Raw genomic sequence first — 12,576 nt, 5'->3', positions numbered from 1 at the left:
ATTACCCTTTGTTTTTAATCTGTTTTAAATTAGTAAACTGTTCAAAAATGCTGGAAAAATCACGTTCCCCATTACCCTGACGTGCATGGTTAACATATAAACTGCGCGCTAAGGCTCCCATCGGCGTGCTTGAATTCGAAAGCAGTGCGGCCTCTTGGGATAACCCAAGGTCTTTAACCATCAAATCCACCATAAAGCCACCTTGGTAGCCATTCGATGAGGGCACAGATTCCATCACGTCCGGACAAGGATTATATTTATCCAGCGTCCAATTACCACCACTACTTACCTTCATTATCTCAGATAATACCTTAGGGTCCAGACCATGATCGATTCCCATCTGCAAAGATTCACTGGTTCCGACCATCAGGACAGATAACAACATGTTATTACATATCTTGGCAACCTGACCCGCGCCCGCTCCACCTGCGTGAAAGATGTTCGCCCCCATGTTACTTAGCATGTTTTTAGCTTGCTCGAAGCCCGTGTCACTGCCGCCACAGATAAAGGTGAGCGTTCCCGCCGCCGCGCCAGCCGTTCCACCCGAAACAGGCGCATCGACAAACTCCAATTCTTTCTCGGCGGCAAACTTCGCCACTACCTGTGCACTTTGAGCATCGATGGTTGAGCAGTCTATCAGTAGGGTGCCCTTTGCAACCACATCAATCAGCCCCTTGCCTTCACCTCCACCGCTTTCGCCGAGGTAAAGTGAACGAACATGTTTGCCGGCCGGAAGCATGGTGATAACGACATCTGCGCCCGCAGCGGCTCCACAGGCACTGCTCGCCGCTAATGCGCCAAGATCCGTAAGTGACTTTATCGTTTCGGGTACCAGATCGAATACACGCACCGTTAAGCCAGCCTTAACTAAATTGGCAGCCATCGGCGCCCCCATATGCCCTAACCCGATAAATGCGACACTTGTCATCTCATGCTCCTTAGCCTTCAGTTTGAAGATAAACTCAATTCATTATTCGTCGTTCATGCTCTTTCTGTTCATTTGTTCGCGCTCACATGCTGAACATTCCTTTTAAGACACCCTCTGTAAATCAATCCTTTTAAAGCACTCTTTTTAAAACATTCCTTTTAAGACACTTGTTTTAAACCATGCTCTTTAATGGATGCTCCGTATCTGCCCATGGAGACGTGATTAATTGCTCTATCAAGTCTTTTGGTACTGCCGAAACCTCTCGATAACGCCATTTAGGCTGTCTGTCCTTGTCAATCAACAGCGCCCTGACCCCTTCACTGAAATCCCCGATAGCGCAGCAATTCACACTGCAACCTAGCTCAAATTTAAATACCTCTGCCAGACTGAGCGATGTGCCAAGCAGGGCTTGACGATAGATGAGATGCCAACTGAGCGGGCTACCCGAGAGCAGCGTCTTCAGCGGACGCTCGAGCCAGGAGTCATGACAATCGACACTTGAAACCCGCTCGACGATCTCAGTCAGAGAGCCTGTCATCAACTCATCTATCTCTGTTTGCTTCGCCTCTAACTGCCCTTGGGGCAATGGCACAGCGGCCTCTTGCTCCATGGCATTGAGCTGCTCAGTTAACAAGCGATGATTTAACTTACAATCATCACCCCAACTCAGGGTGGCTAAGTGATCGAGTAGTGGCTCCTTACTATCACTATTGAGATAGTGATTACCCACCCCGACATATTTTGCATCACCGGCATTCATATTGTAGGCGGTTAATCCGAGAAACAGCCCGGTTTTACCCGGCATTCGGTTGAGAAAATAGCTACCACCGACATCTGGATACAGGCCGATGGTCACCTCAGGCATGGCGATACGTGAACGCTCAGTCAAAACCCTGTGACTCGCCCCTGCCATCAGGCCGAGACCGCCCCCCATGACAATCCCGTCACCCCACACCATGACCGGCTTGCCTAAGGTATGCAGTAGATAATCGAGACGATATTCTCGCTCAAAAAATGTCTCGGCCTGCTCGGTCACCTCACCGGGCGACTCGATCGATGCATGATAGATAGCCCTGACATCTCCGCCGGCGCAAAAGGCCTTCTCGCCCGCACCATCGAGCATCACCATGGCGATTCCGTCATCATTCTGCCACTGTAGCAACTGTTTGGTCATGGCGTTAACCATGGTGAGATTAAGCGAGTTGAGCGCCTTTTCAACATTCAGAGTCACGACACCTATCTGCTTACCCGATGCGGTGCCTAAGGTCTGAAACACCACGCTGTTATCACTCTGGGCAACCAATTCAGCATCTGCATTTTTATGAGTTGTCATCAGCAATTTTTCCAGTTGGCTTTGCGCTTATCCAGGAAGGCATTGACGCCTTCAGCCTGATCTTCGGTATCGAACAAACCGACAAACAGCTCTCGCTCCAGGGGTAATGCCAAACTTCGGGGCATCGTTCGGCCAGCCTGTATAAGTTGTTTACACACGGCTACACTGCTTGGGCTCTGATTGGCGACTCTTGCGGCCAGTGCAATCGCCGCATCCAGAGACTCACCAGTTTCAACCACCTCTTCAACCAAGCCAAGAGACTCGGCCTTATCGGCTTTCAGTCGCTCACCGCATAAAATCATGCGCTTTGCCCAGCCTTCGCCAACCAATGCAACTAAGTTTTGAGTGCCACCGGCGCACGGCAGTAATCCCACCGACGCTTCCGGCAGTGCCATCACAGCCTGAACCTCTGCAATACGAATATCACAAGCCAGCGCCACCTCCAGTCCGCCCCCCATGGCATAACCATTTATCGCCGCAATCGAAACACCACGAAATTGGCTCAAGGCTTCGAACGCTTCACCGAAATGTTTAGACATCGAAGCGGCAACGCCTTTATCGCCGTCGGCAAAGAGCTTAAGGTCGGCGCCGGCAGAGAAGAACTTCTCCCCCTCCCCGGTGATAACCAAAGCATAGATATCCCTGTTTTCGTTAAGCTCAAGCACCTTTTCTTTAAGGGCTTGCAGGCTTTCGCCTGTCCAGGTATTGGCCGGCGGATTACTCATGGTGAGAATGGCGGTATGGCCTTCAATACGTTCAATTATTCCTGTCATAAAACGCTTCCTTTCAACGATTAATCTTCTTTGCTTTGAACCATTAACCTTCTCGACTTCCAACAAGGTTTACCATTAAAATTCAAGAGCTTGAAAACAAACACCACACAGTGGGTTCAATAGAGATACGTAGTAGATCTATCAGAGGATCTGTCCTGCGTTTTCATTCAATAGACGACGGGCAATGATCAAACGCATGATCTCGTTCGTGCCCTCTAAGATCTGGTGTACACGCACATCACGTACATGCCGCTCTAAGGGGTATTCACGGATATAGCCGTAACCGCCATGAAGCTGAAGCGCCGCATCACACACCTGAAAACCGATATCGGTGGCAAAGCGTTTTGCCATCGCGCAGTAGGCGGTTGCCTCGGGATCTTTTTCATCGAGCTTAAATGCAGCCAGGCGTACCAGTTGCCTTGCAGCCACCAGTTCGGTGGCCATATCGGCTAATTTAAATTGAAGCGCCTGAAATGCGGCAATAGGTTTACCAAACTGCTTACGCTCATTCATATATTGCGTCGCACGTTCGAGTGCGGCCTGTGCCGTACCGATTGAACAGGTCGCGATATTAATGCGCCCCCCATCGAGTCCCTTCATGGCAAAGGTAAAACCTTGCCCCTCTTCGCCCAGTAGGTTTGAGACTGGTACACGTACTTTATCGAAGGTGATCTCACGGGTAGGTTGAGCATTCCAGCCCATCTTATCTTCTGCCTTACCATAGGTGATCCCCGCTGCGTCGGCCGGTACTACGATAGCCGAAATCCCTTTTGGTCCCGCCTCTCCGGTTCTGCACATGACAACCAAGAGTTCGGTGGCGCCTGCACCCGAAATAAACATTTTAGCGCCGGAGATCACATACTCATCGCCATCTCTCACCGCTTTAGTCTTCAAAGATGCCGCATCACTTCCCGCCCCAGCCTCTGTTAAACAGTAAGAAGCCAGCTTCTGCCCTGTGGTGAGAGACTCGGACCACGCATCTCTTAATGTTTGTGAGCCAAAACTGGTGACCATCCAGGTCGCCATATTGTGAATGGTCAGCATGGCGGTGGTTGCGGTGCACCCCATGGAAAGTTGCTCAAAAATGATAGAGGAGTCGAGTCTGGACAGGCCCATGCCTCCCTCACTTTCCGGTGAGTATAGAGAGCAAAAACCGAGCTCGCCGGCACGCTGAATCACATCTTTAGGGAAGTGATGTTCCTCATCCCATTTAGAAGCGAAAGGGGCTAACTCCTCTTGGGAAAATTGATGGGCAAGATTGGCAAACTGACGTTGGTCTTCATTCAGATTGAAATCCATCTGTAGGTCTCCTTCGGCACATTCTTTATTGAGCTAGCTGTAGAGCTGGTCGATGAACCAATAGTAAGTTAAATCGTTCAGCTGGTTGTCGTTCATAGCGGCGACGAACTGCTCTTTTTTTATTGTGCCTTGCGTTAATTATGTGAATAAAACGGGCCTAAATCCTGCTGCCTATGGGGCTGAACCTCATAGACAGCGGGTTACTTTCTATACCGGCTTATTTAAGCGCGATAGTCATATTTGGCGCTGCGTGTTCGGCTTCCGAGATCTGCGACTCGAACCAACGAGAGGTGATGGTTTTCGTTTCGGTGTAGAAGCGAACGGCTTGCTTACCATAAGCGTGTTGGTCGCCATAGAAGCTTCCCTTCCATCCGGTGAAAGAGAAAAATGGCAGAGGTACCGGAATGGGGACATTAATACCCACCTGTCCCACCTCGATTTCGTGTTGGTACTTACGGGCAGCCGCACCGCTGGCGGTAAAGATAGAGGTGCCGTTGCCGTAAGGGCTATCGTTGACGATGTCGATAGCTTCCTCTAATGAATCGGCTTCCATGCAACACAGCACAGGACCGAAGATCTCCTCTTTATAGATGCTCATCTCGGTAGTCACCTTGGTGAACATAGTCGGGCCAATCCAGTTACCTGTCTCATAGCCGGATACGGTAAACTCTGAGCCATCGAGCAGACACTCGGCGCCCTCGTTTTTCCCCTGCTCGATGAGAGATAGCACGCGCGCCTTAGCCGCGGGGCTTATCACGGGTCCATAACCCGCATTTTTATCGTCCCAAAGCCCGGGCTTAACCTTAGCCAGCGCCGCTTTCAACTCAGGAACCCACTCTTTAGCAGCGCCAACAAACACGGCAACCGACAACGCCATACAGCGTTGACCCGCCGCACCGACAGAGGCGCCGACCAAGTTATTTATCACTTGCTGCTTATTGGCATCTGGCATGATGACGCAGTGGTTTTTTGCCCCGGCAAAGGCCTGGACGCGCTTTAAATTATCGGTACCCGTCTTATAGATGTATTGGCCCACACCGACAGATCCCACAAATGAGATGGCTTTGATATCTTTATGATTAAGAAGCACATCCACGGCAACCTTATCACCATGAACCAGTTGCAGTACGCCCTTAGGTGCACCCGCCTCTTCGAACAGTTCGACAAGACGTTGTGGCGTCATTGGATCTTGTTCCGATGGCTTAAGTACGAAGGTGTTACCGCATGCAATGGCGAGGGGGAACATCCATAACGGGATCATGGCAGGGAAGTTAAACGGCGTAATACCGGCGCAAACACCAAGAGGCTGGGTATAGCTGTAGGTATCGATACTGCGAGCGACGTTCTCGACGGTTTCTCCCATCATTAGGGTCGCTATATTACAAGCATGCTCAGCCACTTCTATACCGCGCCACACATCACCTTTGGCATCATCAAACGTCTTGCCCGTCTCCTGGGCTAAGATCGTCGCAAGCTCATCATGGTGCGCTTTAAGAAGATGCTGATAGTTAAACATCACACGTGCACGTTCAGATACAGGCACCTCTTTCCAGCTTTTAAATGCTACCTTGGCACTGGCAACGGCGGTTTCCACCTCTTCGACGGTAGCACTATTGATCACCGCTATCTGCTCGTTGTTTGCAGGGTTCGTTACCGAAATCTGTTGCTCTCCCTGGCCCAGAATAAATTGGCCGTCGATATAATGCTTAACTTGAGTTGTCATATTGCTTCCCATTAAGATCGGTTCGAACCGAATTTTGCGGCATTATTATTGTTTTTACACACAAAAGTCGGTCATCTTGTCTTGTTGATTGCTACATGTAAGTGACTACTTCTTAACTCACATCTCTTATTTTCTTGCGACAGTTACCCGCGATAGAATAAATAGATAGAACTAGACTTCGATGGCCATCGCCGTCGCCTCGCCACCACCGATACACAAGGAGGCGACGCCTCGCTTAAGGCCACGCGCCTTAAGGGCATGGATTAACGTCACTAATAATCGCGCGCCGGAGCAGCCGATAGGATGACCAAGCGCACACGCGCCACCGTTGACGTTTACCTTCGATTCATCGAGCGATAGCTCAGAGATAGCCAGCATGGTCACCATGGCAAAGGCTTCGTTGATCTCAAACAGATCCACATCATCCTTGCTCCAGTTCACCTTATCGAGCAGCTTATTCATGGCACCGACTGGGGCTGTCGTAAACATCGATGGCTCCTGTGCATGAGTGGTATGCCCCTTGATGGTGGCGAGCACAGGTAATCCCATTGAATTAGCCTGCTCAGCCGTCATCAACATCAAGGCAGCTGCGCCATCTGAGATAGAGCTTGAGTTCGCCGCCGTGATGGTGCCATCTTTAGCAAAGGCCGGGCGTAAGCTTGGGATCTTATCCGGACGTGCATTGCCCGGCTGCTCATCGGTATCGACAAGGGTATCGCCGCGACGACTGGAAACCGTCACCGGGGTTATCTCCTCTTTAAAGGCACCGCTTTCAATCGCGGCATTGGCTTTTTCGAGTGAGCTCAGCGCAAATGTATCCATCTGCTCTCGGGTCAAGTTGAAATCATCGGCCGTCTCTTGAGCAAATGTGCCCATGGCACCACCGGTATAGGCATCTTCGAGGCCATCAAGGAACATATGGTCCATCACCTTACCGTGCCCCATACGCATTCCACCACGGGCTTTATCGAGTAGGTATGGCGCCTGGCTCATACTCTCCATGCCACCGGCAACAACGACTGAGGCACTGCCAGCTTTAATCAGATCATGAGCCAACATAACGGTCTTCATACCCGAGCCACAGACTTTATTCACCGTTGTCGCACCAACAGACAGAGGGAGTCCAGCGCCTAATGTCGCTTGACGAGCCGGAGCTTGACCCAGTCCCGCAGGCAGTACACACCCCATCAACACTTCATCGAGCTGCTCTTCAGGCAATCCGGTCTGATCCATTAGCCCCTTGATGGCCGTCGCGGCCAACTTCGGTGAAGCCACGCTCGACAATGCCCCTTGAAATCCACCCATAGGGGTACGTTTAGCGGCAACGATTACGATATCTGGGTTTGACTGCTCTGTACTCATATCTACTCCGGTAATGGATTAGCCCTGTCGGTAAATAACCTGTTATCACCAACATCTAAAAACAAATAGTAAGTGTGATCTTGCTCAATTAATATCACTGTGACGTTTACGCGAACGTAAAGCAAGTGTTAGCTGGTCAAACTTCTACCAAAGTATGAGGTGGAGATGTCACTCAGGATTTACAGATTCGGTATTCAGGTGTTAAGGAGAGAATATAATGCTGAGAAAGCTTCGAGGTACGAGGTTTTAGAAGCGAGGGGCGAGGATCTAGAACCTCGTGCCTAGAACCTCGAAGCTCATCACCCGATTAAACCTCATTTTCCCAAGGGGTGATGCCACTCATATCATCCAGGTTATAGGGGGTTAACTGGTAAACATAATAGTTAAGCCAATTGCTGATCAACAGGCTGCCATGACCATACCAGCGAGCAACGGGGTCTTGGCCCGGATCATTGTGCCTGAAATAGTTTTGCGGGATCTCAGGTTGTAACCCTGCACCCAGATCGCGGAAATACTCATCTTTCAGTGTCGATTTCTGGTACTCCGGGTGCCCCATAACAAACAGGTTACGATTATTCGTACTGAGCACCATATAGGCGCCAGCCTCATCGGATTCAGTTAACACCTGCAGTGCCGGATGCGCTTTTAAAAGTTGGACATCCATTTCAGCAAAACGTGAATGCGGGGCCAGGAACTCATCATCGAATCCGCGTAGCAAAGGAACATGTCGGTGAGTACGCTTATGCAGAAATACCCCGGAGCGTTTTTCCTTAAGTAGCTTTCTGTTCAGTCCGTAGAGATGAAACAGAGCTGCGTGGGCCGCCCAGCATAAAAAAAGCACGGAGGTGACATGTTGCTGTGACCAATCGATAATTTCACGAATGTGATCCCAATAGCTTACATCTTCAAATTCAACCTGACCCAAGGGTGCGCCGGTGATTATCAAGCCATCATAGTTTTTATGACGCACGGCTTCGAAATCACGATAAAAGTTATTCATGTGATCGATTGAGGTGTGTCTGGACTCTTTATCGTGAATTCTGAGCAGATCCACATCGACCTGCAGGGGAGTATTACCCAATAAACGCAAAAGTTGCGTTTCGGTCTCAATTTTATTCGGCATCAAGTTCAGAATTAGCACTTTCATCGGACGAATATCTTGATTTGCAGCCCGAGTCTCAGACATAACGAAGATATTTTCTGACTCTAAGATCTCTGCTGCAGGCAGATCATCGGGAATTTTAACCGGCATACCGCGCCTCTTCCATTATCTATATCATTAAAATAAATGTGTCAGACAGAGGGACCGGCGCAGCATGTTTGTATCAATAATGCTTAGCGACCGACCTTCTGTACCAACACTGACATAGGCTCACTGGAACCTAAATCTATGTTATATGCTTGAGTATTGATGAATAACAGCTTGTCATTGAGGGTGATTTTGGCACCGATGGCATAGGTATGGCCCGACTCAAACTGATCTCTGTTTATCAAAAAATGAAAAGGCGCTGGCGTACTGACATCGCTTCGCTCTATCTGCGCAAGCACAATTGCCGGTGCATCCATCAGTGATACATCCTTAAGTTCCACCGTTAACATAGCATCTTGTGGCAGAGCGATTCGCTCCTTGTACCAAACCTCACCCTGGATCTCTACGCCCGCATTGGGTGTTGCACAACCGGCTAATGCACCGACTGCTACGACTAAAGGTAACACTCGCTTAAACCACTTTGGCATATTCTTACTCCTTATCATACATCAAGACTTCTGGATGTCTACATGTCCATATCAAAAATCGTTACTTTTAATTTCTTCACTTTTGATCTCTTCAAGTGTCACTTTTGTAATTTAGCTATGGTCCCCAATTTATCTCAAGACGGGACAGCTATAATACCAATCAGTATAAGAAAGTGATCTACTCAGAGTTTTTTTGGCAAACTAATTCAAGGCGAATGGATGAGGGAATGGTGATCCCTTCTGAAGTCATTCAACGCAGAAGTAGGAAGCCAAAAATACTCCAGAAAGGCGAGTTTTAGCGCATCCGATGCTGTGTTAACGCGCTTAAACGTAGAATAACTATGCTCTTCACTCGTTGCCTTGCCTCAGAAGCGCTAAATTCTCGCTGAGCGATCACACTTTTATACCGATTGGTATAAACTATAACTCTTGTCCTGAACCCCATATCTCCCTATCATAAGCTACCAATTTCAAGCCGAATAGCCTAATGACACAAGCAACCGCCATAATTGTAGGTGCTAGCTCACTCCTGAGCCGAGAAATCGCAAAACAACTCGCCGATCAAGGTGTCGAACTTGCGTTACTAGCGCAAGATCCTGATTCACTTCAAGAGTTTGCAGACAGTCTTCCAACCCAAGTTCATCTGTTTCCATTACAAATTGTAGAGACTCAAGCCATTATCTCAACTCTTGAAGAGGTGTGGCAACAATTAGGCGGGGCTCACCTCGTCTTAGTTAATACCGGTCTGAACAGCTATGATCCACAGCTTCCCTGGGGACCTGAGCAAGATATCATCACAGTTAATGTGCAAGGATTTGCGGCCGTCTGCAATACTGCTTTTCGCTTATTCAGAGAGCAAGGTTACGGCCAACTTGCCGCTGTAAACTCGATTGCCGGCCTGCGTGGTGGTCCAAGTGTGGCTTATCATGCGTCAAAAGCCTTTGCGACTAATTATCTGGAAGGTTTGAGCATGCATGCTCAGCGGTTAAAGTTACCTATCACAATCACTGATATTCAGCTGGGCCTGCTCGACAAAGCCGCAATGCAGCAAAGCCGTTTATGGCTCTCTCCGCCGGATGAAGTTGCAAGGCAGATAATTAAGGCTATGCAGGGAGCGAAACGAAAAGTCTATGTGACTAAACGGTGGCGTTTAGTCGCCTGGCTGACTAAGTTATTGCCCGAGTTTGTCTACAACACCCGACACTGGCGTACAAAGGCCGAACGCCTCGCGGCCAAAGCCGAAGGGAAAAAATAGGTTCGAGGTTCGAAAGATTAAAACAAAAAGGAGCCTGAGGCTCCTTTTTTACTTTCTAGTGTCTTATCTCTGGTGAGATAGCAATATCACTTAGAAGGTGTAACCCACACTTACCATGTAAACCCATGGGTCTACATCTGTTTCAATCGTCACGGCATCACCTGACAGTTTGAAATCAACATCAGTGCTAATCTTTGCGTACCAAACAGAAGCATTCACCAACCAGCTTTTGTTGATTTGGTAATCCAGACCCACTTGTGCAGCAACGCCCCAAGAGTTACCCACACTGAGATCTGTTAAGGCACCATCGAGATCGTTAGTAAACTCGTTGTCGAAAAAGTTAGTGAAGTTAACACCGGCACCGATATATGGACGAAGCTTAGAATCGGCAGAACCGAAGTAGTATTGAGCGACTAAGGTCGGTGGCAGTTGCTTAGTCTCGGCAATCTTTCCTATACCATCAAGTGAGATATCATGAGTAAACGGAGAAGCCGCTAAAAGCTCGATACCGATATTGTCAGTCAACATATAGCCGAAGTTCAAACCCAGCTGAGTGTTATCATCGACGCCAAACTCACCATTTCCCGCGACATCTTGACTCGACTCATTAGGTGCAACAACAGCAACACCGGCACGAATGATTATATCACCCGCTTGGTGGGCAGAAACAGAAGAGGCGAAACCGGTAGATAGTAGGGCGGCCGCGATTAATCCAGACACAATAGTTTTGTTCATCATACTACTCCATTAATACAACAGGAAAATTCTTTATTATTATCAAGTACCTTACATTCGCGTGCATCCTGCCAGACGCCCACCACGACCTTATTGATCCAGATCAATTAACGCACCGCCTACCCAGTTATAGATAGAAATACATGACCAAGCTCACAAAAAACAAAAGAAGCATGATAAATACGGCTTTGTTTTTGAGACAAACATCCGAAACAACAAGATTCACCAAGTAATAAAACATCAAGGTAAACAATTGAAAACGCAACAATCCAGCAACAGTCTGCAACCGAAAAACTGGCAGGAGGAAGAGTGGGATCAGTCGATACTGATTTTAAAGCTAAGACATACGAGCTAGGATTTGTAAACGAGGATATGTGTCCAGCCACCCCTTGGTGCGTACTCTATGGTTAAACAGTGTGAGGGGGCGTTTAGGGTTAGGAGTGAGCTTAAGTTGAAATAGTGATTCGAATCCAAACGCCGAACTGAATACTATAGTGCCGCATTGCAGTGTTAACGCTCCCTCTGCTGCCGTTTTACCATCTGCGACTATAGATACCGCGATAGCCGTCTCTTTTTCGGGCCAATACCCCATGGCATCGAGCGTAGAGGAGTAAGACTTATCACCGTTTTTAAGGTGCATCCTGGCTTGGTTTTTAACTGACCAGGGATACTCAGGAACTAAATCTCTCAATTTGGCCTCATAACGTCTTTCAGCCTCTCTGGACAGATCCGTCGGGTCGAAGTAGATCACGTCAATATCTGTAAAGGGGCTGACAGATAAGCCATGCAACCTATCCCAGGCCAGGTTTCGTACAAAACCCGCCGCCAACATCCATTGTGGCAACGCCAGTTCATTCGCTGCCAGTAATGCACGAATATGTCGGGGAGATTCGTTTATCCACTGTCTTAATTGCTGTTCATAGTCATTCAACTTCAGCTCTCCGCTCTTTTAAATCAGCTTTATTTTCAATTAAGCCCAACAAAAAAGGAGCCTAAGCTCCTTTAAATATCAATAGTATTAAATCTATGAAAATCTTTCACTACTTAATCGGCACCGCCTTCATCACAACTTCCGTCGTGTATATTCCATTATTTATCACAGGGAAACGATCGTAGGTTTGAAAGATCACGCCCCCTTGATATTGAATCATGGAGACAACCCCGTAGTTGATGCTGGAACTCACCGTATCAGACGGCAGAATAAATTTAAATGGCACCGGTGCGCGAGCGATATCAAAGCTCTTCTGAGCGATAATAGCACCGGGTGTATCCATATCGATAATAGCAATGGTGATTGAACTTCCATTAGGCAAGGCAATCTTCTCCAGATAACCTGCGGCGCCATTGACGATTATCGGTTTATCTTCAGTTACAGTGACACAGGCAGAAAGCATCATCATACAAATTAATACAAGGGCTCTTTTCATCATT

At 48.3% G+C, this 12,576-nt stretch carries 12 protein-coding genes; 1 reads left to right on the top strand and 11 read right to left on the bottom strand.

Annotation, left to right across the window (positions count from 1 at the left end; genetic code table 11):
- Nucleotide 1: 1 nt before the first annotated feature.
- The 8 genes from mmsB to SSED_RS07620 all read right to left on the bottom strand — a co-directional run bounded on the left by mmsB (nucleotide 2) and on the right by SSED_RS07620 (nucleotide 9,155).
- Nucleotides 2–928 (bottom strand): 3-hydroxyisobutyrate dehydrogenase, encoded by a 927-nt coding sequence (gene mmsB, locus SSED_RS07655; protein ID WP_012141825.1) that lies wholly within the window; start codon nucleotides 926–928, stop codon nucleotides 2–4.
- A 172-nt stretch (nucleotides 929–1,100) separates the two neighbouring features.
- Nucleotides 1,101–2,261, bottom strand: a complete 1,161-nt coding sequence (locus SSED_RS07650) for an enoyl-CoA hydratase/isomerase family protein (RefSeq protein WP_012141824.1) — start codon at nucleotides 2,259–2,261, stop codon at nucleotides 1,101–1,103.
- Nucleotides 2,261–3,034: an enoyl-CoA hydratase gene (locus SSED_RS07645; RefSeq protein WP_012141823.1), complete on the bottom strand. Its 774-nt coding sequence runs from the start codon at nucleotides 3,032–3,034 to the stop codon at nucleotides 2,261–2,263. The genes SSED_RS07650 and SSED_RS07645 overlap by 1 nt, the downstream gene beginning before the upstream one ends.
- Nucleotides 3,035–3,175: 141 nt before the next feature.
- Complete coding sequence (locus SSED_RS07640; protein WP_012141822.1) at nucleotides 3,176–4,333, bottom strand: acyl-CoA dehydrogenase family protein; 1,158 nt, start codon at nucleotides 4,331–4,333, stop codon at nucleotides 3,176–3,178.
- Between the two features lie 217 nt (nucleotides 4,334–4,550).
- Nucleotides 4,551–6,056, bottom strand: a complete 1,506-nt coding sequence (locus SSED_RS07635; RefSeq protein WP_012141821.1) for a CoA-acylating methylmalonate-semialdehyde dehydrogenase — start codon at nucleotides 6,054–6,056, stop codon at nucleotides 4,551–4,553.
- Between the two features lie 171 nt (nucleotides 6,057–6,227).
- Nucleotides 6,228–7,418 carry a thiolase family protein gene (locus SSED_RS07630; protein ID WP_012141820.1) on the bottom strand — a complete coding sequence of 397 codons (1,191 nt, stop codon included), beginning with the start codon at nucleotides 7,416–7,418 and terminating at the stop codon, nucleotides 6,228–6,230.
- A gap of 307 nt (nucleotides 7,419–7,725) precedes the next feature.
- The gene (gene metA / locus SSED_RS07625; RefSeq protein WP_012141819.1) at nucleotides 7,726–8,670 is read right to left on the bottom strand and encodes a homoserine O-acetyltransferase MetA; all 945 of its coding nucleotides are present in this window, start codon (nucleotides 8,668–8,670) and stop codon (nucleotides 7,726–7,728) included.
- Nucleotides 8,671–8,753: 83 nt separating this feature from the next.
- The gene (locus SSED_RS07620) at nucleotides 8,754–9,155 is read right to left on the bottom strand and encodes a YbaY family lipoprotein (RefSeq protein WP_012141818.1); all 402 of its coding nucleotides are present in this window, start codon (nucleotides 9,153–9,155) and stop codon (nucleotides 8,754–8,756) included.
- A gap of 487 nt (nucleotides 9,156–9,642) precedes the next feature.
- Between SSED_RS07620 and SSED_RS07615 the strand changes: the two genes are divergently transcribed.
- Entirely contained in the window at nucleotides 9,643–10,410 is a 768-nt protein-coding gene (locus tag SSED_RS07615) for an SDR family NAD(P)-dependent oxidoreductase (RefSeq protein ID WP_012141817.1), read from the top strand.
- A gap of 90 nt (nucleotides 10,411–10,500) precedes the next feature.
- Here SSED_RS07615 and ompW read toward each other — a convergent pair whose 3' ends face one another.
- The 3 genes from ompW to SSED_RS07600 all read right to left on the bottom strand — a co-directional run bounded on the left by ompW (nucleotide 10,501) and on the right by SSED_RS07600 (nucleotide 12,575).
- A complete protein-coding gene (gene ompW / locus SSED_RS07610) occupies nucleotides 10,501–11,148 on the bottom strand; it encodes an outer membrane protein OmpW (protein WP_012141816.1) in 648 nt (215 codons plus the stop codon).
- A 334-nt stretch (nucleotides 11,149–11,482) separates the two neighbouring features.
- Nucleotides 11,483–12,076: a nucleotidyltransferase family protein gene (locus SSED_RS07605; protein WP_012141815.1), complete on the bottom strand. Its 594-nt coding sequence runs from the start codon at nucleotides 12,074–12,076 to the stop codon at nucleotides 11,483–11,485.
- A gap of 109 nt (nucleotides 12,077–12,185) precedes the next feature.
- Nucleotides 12,186–12,575, bottom strand: a complete 390-nt coding sequence (locus tag SSED_RS07600) for a YbaY family lipoprotein (RefSeq protein WP_012141814.1) — start codon at nucleotides 12,573–12,575, stop codon at nucleotides 12,186–12,188.
- Nucleotide 12,576 lies beyond the last annotated feature (1 nt).

The organism is Shewanella sediminis HAW-EB3 (assembly GCF_000018025.1).
GTDB lineage: Bacteria > Pseudomonadota > Gammaproteobacteria > Enterobacterales > Shewanellaceae > Shewanella > Shewanella sediminis.
The sequence above is the reverse complement of the archived record's forward strand: the minus strand, read 5'-3'. Positions and strand labels throughout refer to the sequence as shown.